15 protein-coding genes are annotated in these 22111 nt (G+C 70.4%); 7 read left to right on the top strand and 8 right to left on the bottom strand.

All coding sequences use genetic code 11. The features are described 5' to 3' along the window. Positions 1–9: 9 nt before the first annotated feature. Entirely contained in the window at positions 10–5586 is a 5577-nt protein-coding gene (locus tag BLQ61_RS05115) for a DUF4347 domain-containing protein (RefSeq protein WP_217629373.1), read from the bottom strand. A gap of 438 nt (positions 5587–6024) precedes the next feature. Between BLQ61_RS05115 and BLQ61_RS05110 the strand changes: the two genes are divergently transcribed. The 4 genes from BLQ61_RS05110 to BLQ61_RS17325 all read left to right on the top strand — a co-directional run bounded on the left by BLQ61_RS05110 (position 6025) and on the right by BLQ61_RS17325 (position 9676). Beyond that, a complete protein-coding gene (locus BLQ61_RS05110) occupies positions 6025–8343 on the top strand; it encodes an NADP-dependent malic enzyme (RefSeq protein ID WP_091567339.1) in 2319 nt (772 codons plus the stop codon). A gap of 150 nt (positions 8344–8493) precedes the next feature. Further along, the gene (locus tag BLQ61_RS05105; RefSeq protein ID WP_091567337.1) at positions 8494–8916 is read left to right on the top strand and encodes a guanyl-specific ribonuclease; all 423 of its coding nucleotides are present in this window, start codon (positions 8494–8496) and stop codon (positions 8914–8916) included. A 137-nt stretch (positions 8917–9053) separates the two neighbouring features. After that, on the top strand, positions 9054–9479 hold the full coding sequence (locus tag BLQ61_RS05100) for a barstar family protein (protein ID WP_091567335.1): 426 nt from the start codon (positions 9054–9056) through the stop codon (positions 9477–9479). 23 nt (positions 9480–9502) lie between these two features. Continuing rightward, positions 9503–9676 carry a hypothetical protein gene (locus BLQ61_RS17325; protein WP_175488201.1) on the top strand — a complete coding sequence of 58 codons (174 nt, stop codon included), beginning with the start codon at positions 9503–9505 and terminating at the stop codon, positions 9674–9676. A 238-nt stretch (positions 9677–9914) separates the two neighbouring features. Here BLQ61_RS17325 and rsmA read toward each other — a convergent pair whose 3' ends face one another. The 3 genes from rsmA to BLQ61_RS05085 form a co-directional block, all read right to left on the bottom strand. Beyond that, entirely contained in the window at positions 9915–10688 is a 774-nt protein-coding gene (gene rsmA / locus BLQ61_RS05095) for a 16S rRNA (adenine(1518)-N(6)/adenine(1519)-N(6))-dimethyltransferase RsmA (protein WP_091567333.1), read from the bottom strand. Next, complete coding sequence (locus BLQ61_RS05090) at positions 10688–12094, bottom strand: peptidylprolyl isomerase (protein ID WP_091567331.1); 1407 nt, start codon at positions 12092–12094, stop codon at positions 10688–10690. The genes rsmA and BLQ61_RS05090 overlap by 1 nt, the downstream gene beginning before the upstream one ends. 73 nt (positions 12095–12167) lie before the next feature. After that, positions 12168–14525, bottom strand: coding sequence for an LPS-assembly protein LptD (locus tag BLQ61_RS05085; RefSeq protein WP_091567544.1), 2358 nt, complete (start codon positions 14523–14525; stop codon positions 12168–12170). A gap of 169 nt (positions 14526–14694) precedes the next feature. On the opposite strand from BLQ61_RS05085, the gene BLQ61_RS05080 reads away from it, so the two are divergent. The 3 genes from BLQ61_RS05080 to BLQ61_RS05070 all read left to right on the top strand — a co-directional run bounded on the left by BLQ61_RS05080 (position 14695) and on the right by BLQ61_RS05070 (position 17995). After that, positions 14695–15798, top strand: coding sequence for an aminoglycoside phosphotransferase family protein (locus BLQ61_RS05080; protein WP_425415607.1), 1104 nt, complete (start codon positions 14695–14697; stop codon positions 15796–15798). Positions 15799–15879: 81 nt separating this feature from the next. Beyond that, complete coding sequence (locus BLQ61_RS05075) at positions 15880–16593, top strand: 16S rRNA (uracil(1498)-N(3))-methyltransferase (protein WP_091567327.1); 714 nt, start codon at positions 15880–15882, stop codon at positions 16591–16593. A 193-nt stretch (positions 16594–16786) separates the two neighbouring features. Next, a complete protein-coding gene (locus BLQ61_RS05070; protein ID WP_245703841.1) occupies positions 16787–17995 on the top strand; it encodes a GGDEF domain-containing protein in 1209 nt (402 codons plus the stop codon). Between the two features lie 32 nt (positions 17996–18027). On the opposite strand, the gene BLQ61_RS05065 is transcribed toward BLQ61_RS05070, so the two are convergent. The 4 genes from BLQ61_RS05065 to BLQ61_RS05050 all read right to left on the bottom strand — a co-directional run bounded on the left by BLQ61_RS05065 (position 18028) and on the right by BLQ61_RS05050 (position 22053). Continuing rightward, a complete protein-coding gene (locus BLQ61_RS05065; protein WP_091567325.1) occupies positions 18028–18876 on the bottom strand; it encodes an alpha/beta hydrolase in 849 nt (282 codons plus the stop codon). A gap of 114 nt (positions 18877–18990) precedes the next feature. Then, entirely contained in the window at positions 18991–20055 is a 1065-nt protein-coding gene (locus BLQ61_RS05060; RefSeq protein WP_091567323.1) for an AbrB family transcriptional regulator, read from the bottom strand. 8 nt (positions 20056–20063) lie between these two features. Beyond that, a complete protein-coding gene (locus BLQ61_RS05055; RefSeq protein WP_091567320.1) occupies positions 20064–21605 on the bottom strand; it encodes a tripartite tricarboxylate transporter permease in 1542 nt (513 codons plus the stop codon). A 1-nt stretch (position 21606) separates the two neighbouring features. Beyond that, positions 21607–22053 (bottom strand): tripartite tricarboxylate transporter TctB family protein, encoded by a 447-nt coding sequence (locus BLQ61_RS05050; RefSeq protein ID WP_091567317.1) that lies wholly within the window; start codon positions 22051–22053, stop codon positions 21607–21609. Between the last annotated feature and the right edge of the window lie 58 nt (positions 22054–22111).

The following is a 22111-nucleotide window of genomic DNA, read 5'->3' as shown; positions in this document are numbered from 1 at the left end:
GGCGCAGGGTCAGAACGCGGGCAGGCCGACCAGCACCAGTTCGGGCCCGCCCACGGGTCGCACCGCATCCGCCAGCGGCTGCGCCACGTGGCCCTCCTGCAGCTGCGCCGTGTCCAGCCAATACGCCTGACCACCGACCTGCACCAGTTCCACATCGCGCAGGACGTCCTGCTCGCCGCTCAAGGCGTTGCGCAGCACCACCTCACGCGCACCGGCTGCGGCGTCCTCGGCGGTGCTGGCGCGCACCTGCACGCTGAAGTGGTCGAGCGTGCCGAAGAACACGGCCATGTCGGTGCCGCCGCCGCCATCGAGCACGTCGTTGCCGCCCCCGCCGATCAGCACGTCATTGCCCGCGCCGCCCACCAGGGTGTCGTGGCCGCTGTCAGGCCCCCAGCCCATCTCTCCCAGATGTGCCTGGGTGAGTTGGAGCACGCCATCCCGGGTGATCGCGCCGCGCACCTGGTCGTCGTTCACCAGCAGCTGCAGCACGTCGCTGAAGCGCCCGCCGGCAGCGATGTACTGCTCGCCGGCATCCAGCAGCGCGCTGGTCACCCGATCGGCGCCCCAAGTCCGCATGAGCAGTGCCTGCAGCTTGTCGCGCGTGCCGGCGCCGGCCGGCAGCGTGTGCTCGAACCAGCTCCACGCAGCCAGCAGCGTGTCGTCAACGCTCCAACCCTGGGTTGAGAACAGGTTCATCGCCTCCAGGCTCGGCAGCGCCCCGGTCAGCCCCTGATACACCAGGCTGACGGTCTCAAGCTGCGCGGGGTCCTGCCACGCCAGGGCCAGCCGTTCGTCCAGCACTACTCCGCCGTTCCAGCGGCCCGTGGCGCTCGCCTGGAGCACATCGGTCAGCAGCGCCTGGCTGGCGCCGTAGTCGACCCGCAGACTGCCGTTGGCCTGCAGCGCGAAGCTCCAGATGCCGGCATCGCTCATGCCGCCCTGCAGCACGTCGTTGCCGGCGCCGCCCTCCAGGTGGTCGTCGCCGATGCCGCCGACGATGAGGTCGTCGCCCGCATCGCCATACAGCCAGTCATGGCCGCCCTTGCTGGCCACCACGTCGTTGCCGCCGCCGCCGTGAATCACGTCATCGTCCGCGCCGAGCACGATCCACTGGCTGGCGCCATCTCCGCTGGCGATGTTCTGTCCGGCGCCCCCTATGACGCGCACCGCGCCGACCACGGCCAGGAAGTCCACGTCGTCCACCTGCACCAGCGTGCCGCTGGGCAGCGCGCGAGCGTCCAGGATGATGGCCTGCTGGCCGACGCCGGCCTGCGCGCTACCGGTGATGTGCAGGGGCCGTCCAGGGTCGAAGCCGGCGCCGGTGGTGACGGTGATGGTCTGCACCGTCAGCGGCTCGGACGGGTCGAGCGTGGCGAAGAACACCTGGCCGCTGTTGGTCAGCTCCGGGTCGTTGCCCGCCACCCGCACGATGCTCAGGCCCAGCTCGGCCAGGGCCGCGTCGCCGCTGATCGGGCGGCTGGGGCCCTGGGCCTGCACGCCGACACCCACGGGCACACCGACCTGCACGATGGGCTGGCCGCCCGGGGCGGTGACCAGCGGTATATCGGCGAGGTCATGGTTCGGGCTGGCCGGATCGTCTGGGCGGGTGGGCGTGATGACCGGGATGGTGACGATGGTCGTGCCACCGGGGCCAGGCTGCGTGGTCACCGGTACGCCGTCCACTGATGGGCTGGGCGGCGGTGGTGGTGGCGGCGGTGGCGGCGCGGCCTGCGTGGTGAAGTTGTAGGTGGTCTCATCCGCGACGGCTGCGGCGGCGTTACCGGCCGCGTCGCGCAGGGCGCCGGCGTCCCAGGTCACGTAGTACGCAGTGCCGTAGCTCAGGCTGGAAGTGGGCGCGATGACGAGTTGGCCCGCACCGTTGATCGACACGGCGGCAGGCACCGTGGTGTCGCTGGCCACGTCCTTGAGGTAGACCCGCGTCAGATCCGCTCCCGCTGCCGACAGCGGCTCGCTGAAGGACAGCACGAGGCTGCTGTTCAGGAGAACGCCGGTCGCGTCGTCCGCAGGCGTGCTGGGCGCTGGCAGCAGCGTCGGGGCGACCGCGTCGACGCGCACGCCGGCGGTTGGGGGTACCGCATTCAGTGTCAGAACGGCATCATTGCCGGCGCCATCGCGCAGCGTGCCGCCGTTGGGCTCCAGGCTGGCGCCCAGGGTGATGCCGTCGGCATCGTTCTGGCCAATGGTCACGGGCAGACGGAACACCAGCGCGCTCGTACCCGAGCCCGACACATATTGGGCGTACGCCGTGCCGCCGGTCTCCGGCGTCACGGCCAGGCGCGGCGTGCCGCCACTGGTGTCGACGCTGATGCTCTCGCTGAAGTTGACGGTGAAGTCGAGGATCTGGCCGGCGACATAGGTGCCGTCGGCGGGCACGGCGACGCTGGTCACGGTGGGGGCGATGCCGTCGATGACCAGGGCCGACTGCCCGCCAAGGGACTGCGCACCGCCGGGCGCGGGCAAGGTGAGCACGGCGCCTTGGCCGCCGCTGGCGCTCTGGATGGTGGCGCCCTCAAGCGCCAGTGCGGACGCACTGACGTAGTCCAGGTCGCTGCTGGCGTCGCCGGTCTGCACGGTGTAGCGGAAGGTCAGGGTGTTGCTGCCGCTGCCGCTGACATAGGTGGCCTTGCGGTCGGTGACGCCGGTTTCCAGCAGCAGCGTGGGTGTGCCACCGCTCACGTTCACGGCCTGGTCAAAGGTGACGGTGATGTTCACCGCGTCACCCGCCTTGTACGTGCCGTCCGGGCTGGACGCGGCCACGCCGGTGACCGTGGGGTCGGCCTGGGCGACGGTGATGGCGATGGTGTCGGTGTCGGTTTGACCACCGCCGCTGCCCGATTGACCAAGGTCGTCGGTGGTGATCTGCACCGCGGCGGCACCGTAGTAGCCGCCATTGGGAGAGAACGACAGGCCGGCCAGCGCGGTGTTGATGGCGGCTATGGTGCCCACGAAGGTCATGGTGCCATCGCCGACCCCATCCCCAACTGAGAAAGCCAGACCGGTGGTGTCGCCCAGCGTGAGCAGGCCATGGCTGGCCGTGAGCGTGACCTGCACCGGGTTGCTGCCCGCGTCCACGTCGGCGATCCCGATGGCGTTGCCGTTGCCGGCGCTGAATACCAGGGCGCCGTCCTGCGCCGCGTTCTGCGCGGCCGGTACGGTGTTGACCGGTGCGTCGTTGACGGCGGCGACGGTGACGGTGCGGCTGGCGCCGCTGCTGACGCTGTTGCCGTCGTTGACGTGGAAAGTGATGGTGCGGTTGGCGCTGGACGGCGTATCCGAGCTGTTGCTGTAGGTGACGCTGCGCAGCGCGGCCTGCCATTGCGCGGCACTGGCGCCGTTGGTCGAGGTCAGCGTCAGCACGCCAGTGCTGCTGTCGTAACTGGCGCTGATGTCGCCCATGGTGGCTGGGTTGTTGCTGAAGCCCAGCAGGTCCTGGCTGCTGAGGAAGTTGCCGTTGATCGCCACCGTGGCGCTGGAGAGCAGCGGCGAATCGCTGTCGGACACGGTGAGGCCGCTGTCGATGACCACCGGGGTCGAGGTCACGTTGTTGCCTTCGACGAAGGCGGTGCTACCGCCGCTGGCGGTGACCATCGGCGCGTCGTTGACGCCGGTGACGGCCACTTGCGCGGTGGCCGCCGTGGAGGTGGCGCCGCCGCTGTCGGTGACGGTGAAGTTGATCTGGCGGGTGGCGTCGGTGCCGCCAGCGGTGGGGTCGTCCGAGGTCGAGGAATAGGTGATCGAGCGCAGCGCGGCCTGCAACGCGGCCAGCGAGCCGCCGCCGCTCAGGGTCAGCACGCCGGTGCCGCTGTCGTAGCCGACGGTGAAGCCATTGGGCGCGCCGACGGACAGCACGTCGCCGGCGCGGAAGTCGCTGACGGTGACGGTGGCGCCCTGGAAGGTGGTGCTGTCCACGTCGGCAAGCGTCAGACTGCCGCTGAGCACGGCGGCGCTGCCGCCCTCGGCATAGCTGGTGACGCTGTTGGTCGGGTTGAGCGTGGGCGCGTCGTTCACCGCCACCACGTTGACGGTGACGGTGTTGGCGGTGCTGGTGCCGCCATCTCCGTCGCTGACGGTGACGCTCAGGGTGCGCGCCGACGCGGTGGGGTTGTCGACGTTGCTGTTGTCGTACACCAGGTTGTGCAGCAGCGCTCCGACCGCGGCCGGCGTGGCCGAGGTGGAGTTGAAGGTGATCAGCAGATCGTTGCTGCCGCTGCCGCCGGTGAAAGTGCCGATGGCGACACCACCGTAGGTGAGGGTGCTGCCGCTGACGCCGATCTGCCCGGTGCCGGTGCCCTGGTTCCGGATCGACAGCAGGTCTTCGGCGGTGACGCGGTTGGTGGTGATCGCCACCCGCACGCTGCCGCCGTTGAAGTCGGCCGAGTCGCCGTCCGACACCGTGGCATTGCTGTACAGGTCGATCAGCCGGGCGCTGTCGCCTTCGGTGAAGGCGACGCTGTCGCCTTGCAGGCCGCCAAGAAGCGGGGGCACATTGGCTGTGCGCACGTTCAACGCATGAATATCGTCGATCCCCACAAAGATGACGGGGCTGCCCGCGGTCTGGGTAAGAACGAAGGCGTCGACGCCAACAAAATCTGGGTCACTGCTCACGTCCAGCGACTCAAGATTGGACTGACTATTTGCATCAATGTTCAGGTTGAACGTCTGCGCTGCTCCGGCCTTGGGATTGCCGTTGCTGTAGCCTGTGACCTGCAAGGTCACGCTTCCGCCGGACGCCACAGTACTGACCGAGACCTTCAGGCTTTGCAGATCGAACAGGCTGCCGCCATTGCTGGCGATGCGGAACGACTGCAGAGGCTCGCCATTGCTCGTCGCATCCGTGTAATAGATGCCGTCACCAGTACCCCATGCCAAATCGCCCGCAGCGATCTGGATAAGCGTTGCGGTGGTAGTGGTCACTGTGACGTCCCAGCCGCTGCCTCTCATATCGGAAACCGTCACCCCTTGACTTCCAGGTCCGCTCGCCAGCGTTTGGTCATTACCACCTGTGCCGAACGTGGTCACACCGCTGCTGGGCGCAGCGAGCGTGCCGGCATAGTCGGCCAGCCTCAGCGGGTCGAATGGTGTGACCGCTTCGATGGCGCCAACGTGGGCCTCGAGCAACCAGTCGCCGCCCAAGGCCGCCGCACCGGTGGAATTGATCGACGCGGCAATGTCAGCGTCCGTCCATTGGGCCAGGGCAGTGATAAGACGCGCGCCCAGTTCACCCTGTGCCAGATCACATGCGTACAACAGCAGATCGCCATCCGCCGTCAAGCCTCGGCCCAGTGCAGCCAGATCGGCCCGCACCTGCGGGCGCTCCAGTGCAGCAAGATCCAGGTGGGTAGTGCCCAGCCACAACTGGCCAGGGCTGCCATGCGCGAGCACATGCACGGCGCCCACGTCGCCGCGCTCGCCCAGGGCGGCTGCCATCTGCTGCAAGCCGTCTTCGCCAGCCTTCAAGTACATCACCTCGGCGCCGGGCGGCAGGCCCTTCAGCAGCGTGGCGGCGTTTTGCACGCGGCTGTCGATGAAGATGATGTCGCGTGCGGTAACAGTCATGTCGTTCATGGATTTTTCTGCGAACGTTTTTGGCATCCAGCGCTTATGCAGCAAGCGCTGGCAGCTATTGTTTTTGATATTTCTCGGCGTTGATCACGCTGGCGCGGCTGTGCTTGTGGTCTGGTCAGAACGACAGCTGGCTGTGCTGCAAGACAAAGAAAAGGTTTTTAACAGGTAAACACGGAAGGTTGCAGAGGATCAATACCCTAATTTTTCAATGCTGTACGTATCGCCGATCCTCATGTTGAAGGGCATGGCCTTCCTGTTCGCCGCCTGGGCATCAACCACATTGCGGCGCCGGGCGCAAAGGTGTTTGCACTGCGAACCGGGCGCGCACGGGGCGTGGGACGCGGGGCCGGCTCCTACAATCGGACAGCCCCCTGTGCGTCCTGCAACGGCCCAATTTCGTTGTAGGCGCGGCCACGTTTGACAAAAGCTGGAGCCCGCATGCCCGACACCCCCGCCACGCCTACCCCCGCCCCCACCGACAAGCGCGCCCTGCTGCGACGCGCCGCGCTGGAATACCACGAGTTCCCGCAGCCCGGCAAGATCGCCATCGCCGCGACCAAGCAGATGAGCAACCAGCACGACCTGGCGCTGGCCTACTCGCCGGGCGTGGCCGCGCCGTGCGAGGAGATCGTCAAGGACCCGGCCGCCGCCTTCCGCTACACCGCGCGCGGCAACCTGGTCGGCGTGGTCACCAACGGCACCGCCGTGCTGGGCCTGGGCGACATCGGCCCGCTGGCCGGCAAGCCGGTCATGGAAGGCAAGGGGGTGCTGTTCAAGAAGTTCTCCGGCATCGACGTGTTCGACATCGAGATCGACGAGAAGGACCCGGAGAAGCTGGTCGAGATCATCGCCGCGCTGGAGCCCACTTTTGGCGGCATCAACCTGGAAGACATCAAGGCGCCGGACTGCTTCTACGTTGAGCGCAAGCTGCGCGAGCGCATGAAGATCCCGGTCTTCCACGACGACCAGCACGGCACGGCCATCGTCGTCGGCGCGGCCATCCTGAACGGCCTCAAAGTCGCGGGCAAGGACATTGCCCAGGTCAAGCTGGTTGCGTCCGGCGCGGGGGCCGCAGCCCTGGCCTGCCTGGGCCTGCTGGTCAAGCTGGGCCTGCCGCGCGGCAACATCTGGGTGACCGACATCGCCGGCGTGGTGTACCAGGGCCGCACTGAACTGATGGACGAGGACAAGGCGCAGTTCGCGCAGGTGACCGACCAGCGCACGCTGACCCAGGTCATCGAGGGCGCGGACGTGTTCCTGGGCCTGTCGGCCGGCGGCGTGCTGAAAAAGGACATGGTGGCCCAGATGGCCGCCAACCCGCTGATCTTCGCGCTGGCCAACCCCAACCCCGAGATCGCCCCCGAGGACGTGCAGGAAGTGCGCGGCGACGCCATCATCGCCACCGGCCGCACCGACTACCCGAACCAGGTCAACAACGTCCTGTGCTTCCCCTACATCTTCCGCGGCGCGCTGGACTGCGGCGCCACCACCATCACCACCGAGATGGAGATCGCCGCGGTCCATGCCATCGCGGAACTCGCCCAGGCCGAGCAGAGCGAGGTGGTGGCCGCGGCCTACGTGGGCGAGCCGCTGGCGTTCGGGCGTGAGTACCTGATCCCCAAGCCGTTCGATCCGCGGCTGATGATGAAGATCGCGCCGGCGGTGGCGCAGGCGGCGGCGGACTCGGGCGTGGCCCAGCGCCCGATCGCCGACATGGACGCCTACCGCGACCACCTGCAGACCTTCGTCTATGCGTCCGGCAACATCATGAAGCCGATCTTCATGACCGCCAAGCAGGCCACGGCCAAGCGCATCGCGTTCTCCGAGGGCGAGGAGGAGCGCATCCTGCGCGCCGCGCAGATCCTGGTGGACGAGCGCGTGGCGCGCCCGACGCTGATCGGCCGCCCGGCGATCATTGCCCAGCGCGTCGAGAAGTTCGGTCTGCGCCTGAAGGAAGGCGCGGATTACGACGTCGTCAACGTCGAGGACGACCACCGCTACCGCGACTTCTGGCAGAGCTACCACCGCATGACCGAGCGCAAGGGCATCACGGTGCCGATCGCCAAGATCGAAATGCGCCGGCGCCTGACGCTGATCGGCTCAATGCTGCTGCACAAGGGCGAGGTGGACGGACTGATCTGCGGCACCTGGGGCACCACGCAGCACCACCTGCAGTACATCGACCAGGTCATCGGCAAGCGCGCCGGCGCCACCACCTACGCCGCCATGAACGCGCTGCTGCTGCCCGGCCGCCAGGTGTTCATCGTCGACACGCACGTCAACTACGACCCTACGCCCGAGCAGCTGGCCGAGATCACCGTCATGGCGGCCGAGGAGATCATGCGCTTCGGCATCAAGCCCAAGGCGGCGCTGCTGTCGCACTCCAACTTCGGCTCAAGCAACCACGACAGCGCGGTGAAGATGCGCCGCACGCTGGCGCTGCTGCGCGAGCAGGCGCCCTGGCTGGAGGTGGACGGCGAGATGCACGGCGACGTGGCGCTGGACGAAAGGGAGCGCCTGCAGCTGATGCCGCACGGCACGCTGTCGGGCAGCGCCAACCTGCTGGTCATGCCCAACATCGACGCGGCCAACATCTCCTACAACCTGCTGAAAACTGCCGCCGGCGGCGGCATCGCCATCGGCCCGATGCTGCTGGGCGCGGCCGCGCCGGTGCAGGTGCTGACCCCCAGTGCCACGGTGCGCCGCATCGTCAACATGACCGCGCTGACGGTGGCCGACGCCAACACCGTGCGCTGACCGAAAGCCGCCGCGCACGCACGCCAGAGGGCGTGAAGACAACAGGCATCTGCCCAAAATATGGGCAGATGCTTGCCTTTGTCGGCCCTTTTTGTCACACTTGCGCCTCGAAATTTCGGGTTAACCCGGGGTTTTGGAAAGGTATCGTGGATGTTCAAGGCCGGTGCCCTTGCGGTGCGCAAGGCGTTTGTGGCGTGTGCTGTGGGTGCCGCGGTCCTGCTGGCGCCGGCCGTGTCGAGCGCGCGTCTGCCGTCCCCCCCGCTGTCCGCGCCTGCTGCCGCCAGCGCTCCCATCGCCCTCGCCGAGCTGCCCACCCAGGGCCGCGCCACCTATGCGCTGATCCATGCCGGCGGCCCCTTCCCGCACGACAAGGATGGCGCGGTGTTCGGCAACCGCGAGCGGCTGCTGCCGGCGCAGCGCCGTGGCTATTGGCGCGAATATACGGTGCGCACGCCGGGCGTGCGGCACCGCGGGGCGCGACGCATCGTCTGCGGCGGCGCGCTGCCGCGCACGCCCGAGGTCTGCTACTACACCAGCGACCACTACGCCAGCTTCCGGGAAATAGCGCCGTGACCGCATCCGCCGTGTCCGGCCTGCCACGTCCCGCGCGCCTGCGGCCCCTGTCCGAAACCCGCGCCGCCTGCGGCGCCCGCCGGCCCGCAGCGGCGGCGACCATCGTTTTTTGAACCTAGAAAGAAAGAGCAACGCAGATGCAATCGCCACCTCGCAAGGACCAGGACGCCCTGCTGCGTGGAGTGCGCCCGAACATCGTGCAGTCGATCCGCGCCTACAGCGCGCACGAGTTGCAGGAAAGCGCGCGCGTTCTGGGCCACCACTTCCTGTATGCCAACCTGGCGCACGCGCAGACGCGCCAGGACATCCTGGAGCTGATCGCGCTGCAGTTCACCTTCCCGGCGCACTTTGGCAAGAACTTCGACGCGCTGTATGACTGCCTGACCGACCCGCTGCACAAGTGCGGCCCGCAGCCGGGCTTCGTGGTGGTGCTCGAGCAGATCCCGGTCACGCCGAAGTTCGACAAGGAAGTGCGCGAACAGCTGCTGGACGTGTTCCGCGAAGCGGCCGACTACTGGGCCGAGCGCAAGATCGCCTTCCGCTGTTTCTATTCTTTTCTGTAGCCCGTTCCGCATCCACCGGCCAAGTGGAACGGGCCAGCGAGGCGCCGCAGGGCACCCCGCACCAGGCCATGCACATCGAGATCGCCGCGGCAGCCCAGGCCCAGGGCCTGCCGACGGACGTGCTGTCGGACGTCTCGCCGCTGGCGCTGCGCATGAGCAGCCCCTTCAATACCGGCTATTGGCTGGCGGCGGCTTGACAGGGACATCCCCCTGAAGGGCTAGGTACATCCCCCTGAGCGGCTGCGCCGCTTCCCCCTTCCCTGGCGCTTCCCCCTTCCCTGGCGCTTCGCTTGGAAGGGGGACGACGCTGGTGGACTGGCGGAGCCAGATCCACGGCGTCTGCTGGCAGAGCCTTGCGCTGCTTTTGATGGAGCGCACAATTTTTAGCAAAAACAGCCCTTGGCCTATGTTTTACATAGGTCTGCAGCTATTGTTTCAGGAGCAACCCTGCGCCAGGGCGACGTATTCGGCCACGGGCACTTCCTCGGCGCGGCGCTGCAGGTCGAAGGCACCGGCGTAGCCACGGCCGGCCAGCCAGGGGCCCAGGGCGTGGCGCAGCAGCTTGCGGCGCTGGCTGAAGGCGACTTGCACCAGTTCGGACAGCAGCGCCACGTCCACCTGCGGCGGCTCGGCCAGCGGCAGCATGCGCACCACGGCGCTGTCCACGCGCGGCGGCGGCTCGAAGGCCTCGGGCGGCACGAACAGCACGTTCTCCATCTCGTAGCGCCACTGCAGCATCACCGACAGCCGGCCGTAGGCGGCGGTGGCGGGGCGCGCCACCATGCGGTCGATGACCTCCTTTTGCAGCATGAAGTGCTGGTCTTCGATGGCCTGCACATGCTCCAGCAGGTGGAACAGGATGGGGGTGGAGATGTTGTAGGGCAGGTTGCCCACTACTCTGATTTTGGGAGCATCCAACCCTTGCGCCACCTGGGCGAAATCGACTCTCAAAACGTCGGACTCGATGACCCGCAGCTGCGGGTGCTGGCGCAGTCGCGCGGCCAGGTCGCGGTCCAGCTCGATCACCGTCAGCTGGCCCAGGCGCTCGACCAGCGGCTGGGTCAGCGCCGCCAGGCCGGGGCCGATCTCCACCATGGGCTGGCCCGGGCGCGGCGCAATGGCGCGCACGATGGCGTCGATGATGCCGGGGTCGGACAGGAAGTGCTGGCCGAAGCGCTTGCGCGCGACGTGCGGTTTCGGGTGGGCCATTACAGCTGCGGCGCGTCGCGGTACTCGACGTAGGCGCGCGCGCGCGCGTCGCGCAGCCAGTTGCTGAAGGCCTCGTCGAGCTTCTTCTCGCGCACTGCCTCGCGCACCATGTCGCGCTGCTGGCGCTGGTTCAGCTTCACCTCGCGCCGGCCCAGCAGCTGGATCAGATGCACGCCGAAGCGCGTGGCCACCGGCTGGCTGACCTCGCCGGGCGCCAGGCCATTCAGGGTCTGCTCGAACTCGGGCACGAAGCGCCCGGGCAGCGCCCACCCCAGGTCGCCGCCGTCCTTGGCGCTGCCGTCCTGCGAGAACTCGCGCGCCAGCTGGGCGAAGTCGGCGCCGCCCTGCACTACGCGCTGGCGCAGCTCTTCCAGACGCTCGGCGGCCTGCGCCTCGGTGGTGCCAGGCTGCACGCGCAGCAGGATGTGGCGCGCGTGGCTCTCGACGGCGGTGGCGGCGACCACGCCGGCGCGGCTGCGGTCCACCACCTTCAGGATGTGGTAGCCGGCGGGCGAGCGCACCGGCCCGACCACGCCGCCCACCGGCGCGCTCTGCGTCGCGCTGACGAACAGGTCCGGGTAGCGCTCGGCCGGGCGCAGGCCCAGCTCGCCGCCGCTGGCGCCCTCGGGCGCGTCGGAATACTCGCGCGCCAGCTGGGCGAAATCGCCGCCGGCGTTGATCTGCGCGCGGATCTCCTGGGCGCGCTTCTCGCGCTCGGCGGCCTGCACCGGCGTGGCGCTCTCGGGCACGCGCACGAAAATGTGCGCCAGGTTCAGCTCCAGCCGGCCGCCGCCGGCGGCCTGCTGCTGCTCGCGCAGGTACTGGTCCACGTCCAGGTCGGACACGCGCACGCGCGCCTCCACGTCGCGCTCGCGCACGCGCAGCGCCAGCAGCTGCTGGCGCAGTTCCTCGCGGAAGCGCTCGGGGCTGACGCCGTCGGCCGCCAGACGGCGGTGCATCTCCTCGACGCTGACGTCGTTTTGCCGCGCCACTGTCTGCTCGGCCTGGTTCAGCGCCCAGTCGTCGACCTTGATGCCGCTCTCGCGCGCCAGCTGCACCTGTACGCGCTCCATGACCAGGCGCTCCAGCGCCTCGCGCGCCAGCACGTCGCGCGGCGGTGCCGCGACGTTCTGCGCGGCCAGCTGCTGCTGCAGGCGGGCGGCGCGCTGGCGCACCTCGTTGTTGGTGATGGGCTCGGAATTGACCACGGCGACGATGTAGTCGGCCTGGCGTGGCGCGGTGCCGGCGGCCGCGGCGGCGCTGCCGGTGCCAGCGGGCGGCAGGAGGGTCGCCGGCAGGCGCGCGGCGCTGCCGCCGGGCGTGCGCAGGCCCTGGGCCGGCGCCGGTGCGGACAGGGCCAGGGCGGACAGGCAGGCCAGGCTCAGGGTCAGGGCGCGAAAGGTCATGGCGTTCGGTGCAAGGGGTGCGAGGGCGGCTGCGCCGGGCAGCCGCGGCAAGGGGGCAGGAAAAGGCGAGCCGTCAATCGTACTGGGAGAAGCGGCTGGGCACCGGCGCGTCCCGGCCCAGGGGGGTGTAGCGCGGCACGTGCTGGCGCAGCGTGGCCAGCGGGTTGGCACCCAGCGACAGGCGCGAGAAGCCGAGGAACTCCAGCTGCACCATGACGCGCGTGCTGGAGGATTCGACGCTGCGCTGCAGCCGCTCCAGCACCACTCGGCCGGTCCAGCAGCAGGCCTCGTATTCCAGGCCGACGATGGTGTCCACCAGCTTGCGGTCCTGCAGGCTGTAGTTCAGCCGGCCGACGCTGTACCAGCGCCCGCCGCTGCCGGGCGCCACGCCGGTGGCCGGACGGGCCGCGCCGCCGCCCCACAGGGCGTCCAGCGGCCACTGCCAGCCCACGTCCAGCTGCTTGCTGGGCTCGGTGATCAGGTCGGTCACCTTCTGCATGCGGTAGGCGGCGCTCACCGTGCGGTACGGCCCGGGCGAGTAGCGCGCGCCGATGGTGGTGCGCAGCGAGCGCCCGTCCTTGGGGTTGTACTGCAGCGTGCTGTCCAGGCCCCACTGGGGCGTCCAGTTCACCGCCGCGCCCAGCAGCACGTCCGACAGCCGTTCGCTGACCGGCGCGGCGCCGGGCATGGTCACCAGCTGGTCGGAAAAGCGCAGGCGCTGGGCGATGCCGAAGCGCGCCGCCTCGGCGCCGGTGTCTTCGTCCAGCAGCCGGGTGGTCACGCCCAGAGTCAGCAGGTTATTGTCGGCGATGCGGTCGTTGCCACCGAAGGCGTTCTCGGTGTAGATGGTGGCGAAGTTGAAGTCGGTCGCCGCCGTGTCGTACACCGGCAGGTAGCTTTGGTCGCGGTACGGGGTGTAGGTGTAGAAGGCGCGCGGCTCCAGCGTCTGCAGGAAGCGCCGGCCGAAGAAGCTGGCGTCGCGCTCGAACACCAGCCCGCTGTCCAGGCTGAAGGTGGGCAGCACGCGCTGCGCCGAGCGCTGGCCATTGGCCAGCAGGCCGTCGAACTCGTAGCTGGTGGCGTGCAGCTGTAGCCGCGGCGTGATGAAGCCAGCCGGCGCCAGGAACGGCCGGCTGACCTGCGCCAGCGCGTAGCTGCGCCGCGCGTTGGGCTGGCGATAGAAGCGCCGGTCGGCGGAAAAGTGCGTGTAGTCGCCGTCCACGCTGGCGTCCAGGCCGAGCGGCAGCGCGTTGGGCGCATAGCGCCAGTGCAGCTGGGGCAGGCGGTCGTAGGGCGGGATGATGGGCGCCAGCGGGTCCTGCAGGGTCTGCCATTGGAGCGTGCGCAGCGACAGGCTGTGCGCGCCGCCAGCCCAGTTCAGGCTGGCCTCGCCGGGCAGTAGGCGCTCGGCCAGTTGGCCGGTCACGCCGCCCATGGCGGTGATGCTGCCGCGCTGGGTGAAGTCGCGCCAGTAGTCGTCGTCGCTCACCCGCCGGATGTTCAGCCCCAGCGCCACCCCGCCCACGGGCGTGGCCAGCAGCTGGTCGTGGCGCGCGCGCCAGGCCCAGCGGTCGCGTTCGCGCAGGCGGTCGTTGGGCATGTACTGCGCGCCCAGCTCGCCCTTGTAGGTGGGCTCGAGGTAGCGGAACTCGCCGGCCAGCGAGACACCGCGGCGCGTCATGGCCATCGGGGTGATGGTGGCATCGCGGTTCGGCGCGATGTTCCAGTAGTACGGCTGGGCGTATTCGAAGCCGCTGATGCTGTCCAGGCCGAAGGTGGGCGGCAGCAGGCCGGACTTGCGCTTGTCCGACAGCGGGAAGGTGATGGCCGGCACCGGCAGGATGGGCACGCCCTTGAACTCCAGCACGCCGGCCTCGGCGCGGCCGATGTCCTCGACCTGGTCGAGCTCGATGCGGCGCGCGCGCAGCACCCAGTCGGGCCGCCAGCTGGCTTCAATGGTGCGCTCGCAGGTGGTGTAGGTGGCCTCGTGCACCACCGAGTGGTCGCGGTCGATGAAGTCCACGCGCGACGCCTCGCCGTGCGCGCCGGTGGCCAGGAAGCGGTAGCGCGCATCGCTGAAGAAACCATGGAAGGCGTCCACCTCCAGGTCCAGCAGCGTTCCCTGGTAGCGGTTGCCGGCGTTGTTGATGCGTACGTTGCCGCTGGCGCGGGCGCGGTCGGCGGCCACGTCGTAGTGCATGCGGTCGGCATGCACCACGGTGTCGCCGCGGCGCAGCTCGGCGTTGCCCTCGATGGTCGCCTCCACATCGGGCTGGCCCGACAGCTGGTCACCGCGCACGAACACCGGCTGCTGCGCGCGCACCGCCTGGGGCAGCGTTTCGGCCAGCGCCGGGCTGGCGCGCAACGCGGGGGCCGCTGGGGTGGCGGCTTCGGGCTGCGCCAGGACGGCCAGCGGCACGCCGCACAGCATCAGCGCCGCCAGCCGGGCCAGGGCGCGGCGCGGCGGCAGGGGCTTCGGGGACAGGGGGCGAGGGTCAGTCGGCACGAGGGGCAGGGTCGGGCAGCGGCAGCGGAGGAAGGCGGGCGGGACGGCCAGCACCCGACGGGCGCTGCCTAAAATCGGATTATCCATGAGCGACTTGTCCCACTCCCCCGCCCCGGCCGCGATGGCGACCGGCCCTGTTACCTGGCCCGATGCGGGGCGCGCGCAGGCCTTCGCGCGCTGGCTGGCGCCGCTGGCCGCGGCCTACGGCCTGCTGCCGGACAGCCTGCGCCCGGCCTCCAGCGACGCCAGCTTTCGCCGCTACCTGCGGCTGGACACACAGGGCGGCGGCACGCGCATCGTCATGGACGCGCCGCCGCAGCAGGAAGACTGCCGCCCCTTCGTGCACGTGCAGCAGCTGATGCAGGACGCCGGCCTGCGCGTGCCGCACATCCTGGCCTGGGACGAGGCGCAGGGCTTCATGCTGCTCGAGGACGTGGGCCGCCAGACGGTGATCGAGCGCCTGCGCGAGGACGACCCCCAGGCCGCGCAGGCCTGGTACCTGCAGGCGGTGGATGTGCTGCTGGACTGGCAGCGCGCCACGCGGGACGGCGTCCTGCCGCCCTACGACGAGGCGCTGCTGCGGCGCGAGTTGCAATTGTTTCCGGACTGGTACATCGCGCGCCACCGCGGCGTGCAGTTGACCGATGCCCAGCAGGCCCTGCTGGCGCGCACTTTCGACGCTATCGTGGCGCACAACTTGGCCGCGCCGCGCGTGTTCGTGCACCGCGACTTCATGATGCGCAACCTGATGATGGGCACGGATGGCCGCCTGGCGGTGCTGGACTTCCAGGACGCGGTGCTGGGCCCCATTACCTACGACATCGCCAGCCTGCTGCGCGATGCCTTCATCAGCTGGGACGAGGAATTCGTCATCGACATCACCGTGCGCTATTGGGAAAAAGCGCGCCGCGCCGGCCTGCTGGGCGTGGGCAGCGCCAGCGGCTTCGGCCAGGACTTCGGCGAGTTCTACCGCGCCGTGGACTGGATGGCGCTGCAGCGCCATCTGAAGGTGGCCGGCATCTTCGCGCGCCTGACGCTGCGCGACGGCAAGCCGCGCTATCTTGGGGACGCGCCGCGCTTCATCGGCTACATCCGCCAGACCGCCGGGCGTTACCGCGAACTGGCGCCGCTGCTGCGCTTGGTCGACGAGATCGAGGGCACGCAGGCCGCCATGGGCTACGCGTTCGGGCGGATGTAGGCTGGCACTGCACCAGTTTCGAATGAAAAACGGCTCCAGCCCTTGCATGACATAGGCCTACAGCTAGCGAAAAAGTAGCAAATGCCCCGCTTTCACTGCCCTCTGCCCCTGGCCGCCGGCGCCCAGGTGGCGCTGCCCGCCACGGCCGCGCGCCACGTCCAGGTGCTGCGCCTGCAGCCCGGTGACGCGCTGACGCTGTTCAACGGCGCAGGCGGCGAGTGGGACGCCCGCGTGCTGCGCATGGGCCGCTCCGACGTCGAGGTGCAGGTGGACACGCACCACGCCGTCGAGCGCGAGGCGGCGCGCGCGCTGCACCTGGTCGTCGGCATGCCGGCCAACGAGCGCATGGACTGGCTGGTGGAAAAGGCCACCGAGCTGGGCGCCGCCAGCATCCAGCCGGTAGCCGCCGCGCGCAGCGTGCTGAAGCTCGCCGGCGAGCGCGCCGAGCGCCGCCAGGCGCACTGGCAGGCGATCGCCGTAGCCGCCTGCGAGCAGTGCGGGCGCAACCGCGTGCCCGCGGTGCATGCGCCGCGGCCGTTGGCCGACTGGCTGCGCGCCGCGCCGCCGCCGGCGGACGAACTGCGCCTGGTGCTGTCGCTGCGCGCCGGCAGTCGGTCGCTGCCCGAGGCCGCTGCCGGCACTGCGCCGGTGTGGCTGCTGCATGGCCCCGAGGGCGGGCTGGCCGCGCACGAGGAAGACGCGGCGCTGGCCGCCGGCTTCGCGCCCGCCAGCCTGGGCGCGCGCGTGCTGCGCGCCGAGACGGCGGCGCTGGCCGCGCTGGCGCTGCTGGGCTGAACGCCGGGCGCGCGGCGCGCGCCTACAGGCAGGGCGGGGGTGCCAGCCCACAATGCGCCGCTGCCGCGCGATACAGGGAAGACCCGCTACACGCGCGGGCATTTTGTATCAGAATGTGCTTTGCAGCCACGGGCTTCGCGGCTCGGCTGCCGGCGGTGGCGCTTTTGTCCTTCCCCCTTTTTCTGGTCTTGCGATGCGGCATTGCGATTCCCAGGCGCTGTCATCCCCTGGCAGCAGCGCCGATGCGCACGTGCGTGGCACCGGGCCGCGCGGCCTGCAGGCGCGCGTGCTGGACCTGCTGCTGACGCGCGAGCCCCACCAGCGCATCCGCCTGGGCATGTGCCTGCTGGCGGCGCTGCTGATGCTGTGCGGCATCGCCGCCATGTACCTGTCGGCCAGCGCCGGGCTGGCGTCGCTGCAGGCGGTGCACTGGTGGACGCTGACCGCCTGCGCCATCTTCGCGCTGGCCTATACGCTGATCCGCAGCGGCTACAGCCGGCGCTGGCGCGACCCGGCGCTGACCCTGTTCCAGTGCCTGGCGGCCATGACCTGCGTGGCCGCCGCCTACGTGATCGCGCTGCCGGCGCGCGGGCTGGTGCTGCCGCTGGTGGCGGTGATCCTGATGTTCGGCGTGTTCGGCCTGGCGCCGCGCCAGATGATGGCGGTACTGGTCTACAGCCTGGTGCTGTTCAGCCTGACCATCGCCGGCGTGCAGTGGCGCCAGCCCGAGGGCGGCCCGCCCTGGCCGCTGGCCGGCGCCTACCTGATCGTGACCGCCGTGGTGCTGCTCAGCAGCACCTTCCTGATCCTGCGCGCGCACGCCATCCGCGCCAAGCTGCATCGCCAGAAGGTGCAGCTGGCGCTGGCCGTGGAGCAGGTGCGCGAGATGGCCACGCGCGACGAGCTCACCGGCCTGCCCAACCGGCGCTGCATGCTGGAGATGCTGCACGCGCAGCGCGAACAGGCACGGCGCGACGCGCGCCCGGTGCTGGTGGCCCAGCTGGACCTGGACCACTTCAAGGTCATCAACGACACCTGTGGCCACGCCGGGGGCGACGCCGTGCTGCAGGGCTTCGCGCACCAGGTGAGCCGCTGCCTGCGCGCCGGCGACACGCTGGCCCGCTGGGGCGGCGAGGAGTTCGTGCTGCTCATGGTGGGCGTCGTGCCGCACGACGGCGCGGGCATGTTGGCGCGGGTGCTGGCCGCCGCCGCCACGCCGGTGCGCCTGCCGGACGGCAACAGCGTGCGCCTGACGGTGTCCATCGGCGTGGCGCGGCTGCGCCCGCACGAGAGCGTCGACGCGGTGCTGCAGCGCGCCGACGCCGCGCTCTACGCGGCCAAGCACCAGGGGCGCAACCGCATCGCCTGGGCGCCGGGCGATGCTCCCGAATGGATAGCTTAAAGCCCTTGCTGATCAAGGGCTAGGGGCACTTTTCATGGGCAATCGCCCAGGTGCAGCGCCAGCCAGGCATGCAGCTGCGCCATGACCGGCTCGGCGTCGGCCTCGTTGAAGACCTCGTGCAGCAGCCCGGCAAAACCGCGCGCCGTGACCACGTGCCCCGGCGCCGCCGCGGCGAAGGCGCGGCTGCCGCCGGGATCGACGATGCGGTCGTCCTCGCCCCACAGCAGCAGCGTTGGCACCCGCCAGCCGGGCGCCGCGGCCAGTACCGGCGCGCCGCCGGTGGCCACGTACCGCGCCAGCCGCGCGCTGATGCGGTCGTGGCACAGCGGGTCGGCGCGGTAGGCGGCGACCACCTGCGCGTCGTGCGACAGGCCGCGCGCGTCCAGGCCGTTGGCCACGCGCAGGCCGGGCAGCAGGCGTGGCAACGTGGCCAGCAGCAGGCGCTGCAGCGCGCTGGTGTGCACGGCCAGCGCCGGCGATGACAGCACCAGCGCATTCACCGGGCGCAGGCCGCGCGCCATCAGGTCGGCCGCCACCAAACCGCCCAGGCTGTGGCCCAGCAGCACCAGCGGCTCGTTCGCGGCCATGCCGGCGCGGGTGGCGTCCAGCACGCAGGCCAGGTCCTGGTACAGCCCGCCCTCGGCATGCAGGCTGCCGCGCGCGCCGCCCGAGGCGCCGTGGCCCTGCTGGTCGTAGCCGCGCACGCCCAGGCCCCAGCCGTTCAGGCGCCGCGCCAGCGCGTCATAGCGCCCGGCGTGCTCGCCCAGGCCGTGCACCAGCAGCACCGTGGCGCGGCGCCGTTCAGGCGCCAGCGGCCAGTCGTGCAGTGCCAGCGCCCGTCCGTCGGGCAGGGTCAGCGGGGGTGCGGTGGGCGGCGGCATGGTGCTGTTGGGGGCATGGCGTGCTGGCCTTCCTGGGGATCCGCGACGACGCGGGGGGGTCGGGTGTTCCGGCGGCCGCGGCGGTTCAAGAGGCGGTCAGCGGCCGTGCCCGGATCATAGGGGCGGCGCCGGCTGCGCCCCGCTGGCGCGCGCCAGGCGCCGGGTGATGCCCGGCCCCACAGCCAGCACGATCAGGAAGCGTGCCAGCTGCATGGCCATGACGAAGCTGGCGTCCACTGCGCTGGTGGCGGCGATGACCACCATCGAGTCGGCCCCGCCCGGGCTGGTCGCCAGGTAGGCGCTGAGCGGCGCCACACCGGCGCCCCACACCAGCGCCGCGCCGGTGGCCAGGCCGGCCAGCATCAGGGCCAGCGTGGACAGCAGCACCTGCGGCAGTGCGCGCAGCGCGTGCAGGGCAATGGCGCGGGTGAAGCGCAGGCCGACGCTCCAGCCGATGGCGGCGTAGGCCGCCAGCAGCAACAGCGGCGGCAGCGCCGGCTGCACGTCCCACAGCGCCTGCGCCAGCGTGGCCGCCAGCAGTGGCAGCACCATGGCGCCGCCGGCGATGTGCAGGCGCCGCGCCAGCCAGCTGCCGCCCAGCACCAGCGCGGCGGTCAGCAGCAGGCCGGCGGCGTCCGGCGCGGCCCACCAGTCGGTGCCGGCGCTGGCCAGCGGATGCGCGCCGCCGGCCAGGCGCGCCACGGCGGCGGCGGCCAGGGTCACCAGCAGCACGCGGGTGTATTGCATGACGGCCACCAGGCGCGCGTCGGCGCCGTAGTGCTCGGCCAGCACCACCATGGCCGAGGCGGCGCCGGGCGACATGCCCCACAGCGCGGTGGTGCCGGGCATGACGCGGCGCTTCATCAGCCACCAGCCGAGCAGCGTGCTGGCGGCGATCAGCACCAGCGTGGCCGCCAGGAACAGCGGCCAGCGCTGCAGCAGCGGCCCCAGGTGGCGCGGCTGCAGGCTTTGCGCCATCAGGCAGCCCAGCAGGCCCTGGCCCCAGCCAAACAGCCGCCGCGGCAGGGCCAGCTGCGTGCCGCGCAGCGCCAGCGCGATGGCGCAGAGCATGCACGCCAGCAGCACCGCTGCCGGCACATGCAGCGCCAGCAGCGCGGCGGCCAGCAGCGCACTGCACAGGGCGAGAGCGCCCCAGGCGCGCAGCCGGCCGAACCCCATCGAGAAGGTCAGCGCGCGGCGGGCGCGTCGTCGGCGGAGGCGACCTCGGCGGTCACGCGGCGGCCGCGCGTCAGCCGGCGGTACAGCGGCGGCACCAGCAGCATGATGGCCACGCCGATCCACAGGCCGATGGCGATCGGGCTCTCCACCAGGATGCCCAGCTCGCCGTTGGTGATGGACAGGGCGCGGCGCAGGTTCTGCTCCATCATGTCGCCCAGCACGAAGCCCAGGATCAGCGGCGCCATCGGCACACCGGCCTTGCGCAGCAGGTAGCCGACGATGCCCAGCACGACCATCAGCACCAGGTCGAAGGTGGTGGCGTGGATGGCGTACACCCCCACCGCGCTGATCGCCAGGATGCCCGGCACCAGGATCCAGTTGGGCAGCGCCAGCATGCGCGTGAACACGCCGATCATCGGGATGTTCATCACCAGCAGCAGCACGTTGCACACCGCCATCGAGGCGATCAGGCCCCACACCAGCGTCGGCTGCTGGGTGAACAGCGCCGGGCCGGGCGTGATGTTGTACAGCGACAGCGCGCCGACCATCACCGCGGTGGTGCCCGAGCCCGGCACGCCCAGGGTCAGCATGGGCACGAACGAGCCGTTGGCCGAGGCGTTGTTGGCGGCCTCGGGCGCGGCCACGCCGCGGATGTCGCCCTTGCCGAAGGTGCCTTCCTTGTCGCCCAGGCGCTTTTCCAGCGTGTAGGCCATGGCGCTGGCGATCGTCGCGCCGGCGCCGGGCAGCACGCCGACGACGAAGCCCAGCACCGACGAGCGCACCGTGCCCCACCAGGTCAGCGCCATCTCGGCGCGGTTGAACATGTTGCGGCCGATGGCGCGGATGCGCGGCGCGGCCACCAGGTGCTGCTCCAGCATCAGCAGGATCTCGCTGACCGAGAACAGGCCGATGACGACCACCACGAACTGGATGCCGTCAGACAGGTGCACGCTGCCGCCCGTGAAGCGGTAGATGCCGGAGTTGCTGTCCAGGCCCACGGTGGACAGCGACAGGCCCAGCACCGCCGCCAGCACCGCCTTCATGGGCGCGTCGCCCATCAGGCCGGTGATGCAGGCGAAGGCGAAGCACATCAGCGCGAAGTACTCGGCCGGCCCGAACGCCAGCGCCCAGCGCGCCAGCAGCGGCGCGGCCAGCACGATGCCGATGAAGGCGACGAACGAGCCGATGAACGACGACCAGGCCGAGATCGACAGTGCCACGCCGGCTTCGCCCTTGACGGCCATCGGATAGCCGTCGACGGCGGTCATGATGGCGCCGGCGTCGCCCGGCACGTTGATCAGGATGGAGGAAATGCGCCCGCCGAACTCGCAGCCGATGTACACGGCGGTGAGCAGGATCAGCGCCGACTCCGGCGGCAGCTTCAGCGCGAACGCCAGCGGCATCAGGATGGCCACGCCGTTGATCGGCCCCAGGCCCGGCAGCATGCCGACCACGGTGCCGATGAACGAGCCGATCAGGCCGAGCAGCAGGTTGATCGGCGCGAGCGCGACGCCGAAGCCCTCGCCCAGATGGTGCAATGTGTCACCCATGTCAGCGGCCTCCCAGGATGAACGCGAGCACGCCGGTCGGCAGGATCACGTCGAACAGTTTGTCGAACAGGAAGTACAGGCCCAGGCCCAGGCCCACGCCGGCGCCCAGGCTGGGCAGCGGCCGGCCGCCGAAGCTCATGCCCACGGGCAGCGCCATCAGCGTGGTCGCCAGCACGAAGCCCAACGTCTGGAACAGCAGGGCATACACCAGCATCGACGCCATCACCAGCAGCAGCGCCGGCGCCGGGCGCCAGCGCAGGCCGTCGGCGGCGCGCCCCGGCCGCACCGCCAGCCACATGCCGGCCAGCGCCAGCACCGCCGCCAGCAGCATCGGGAAGGCGCGCGGGCCCACGGGTTCATAGGAAAACTCGGCCTGGTAGGCCTGCGCCATCCACGCCATGGCGATGGCCAGCGCCAGTGCCAGCACACCCAGGATGCGATCGGACATGGTCTGCCTCGCTCTTGTTTCGATAGTAAAAGGCCCTTGCGCTGCAAGGGCCTGGGGC

Source organism: Oryzisolibacter propanilivorax, assembly GCF_900103645.1.
GTDB lineage: Bacteria > Pseudomonadota > Gammaproteobacteria > Burkholderiales > Burkholderiaceae_C > Melaminivora > Melaminivora propanilivorax.
This window is presented reverse-complemented; position numbering and strand designations above follow the sequence as displayed.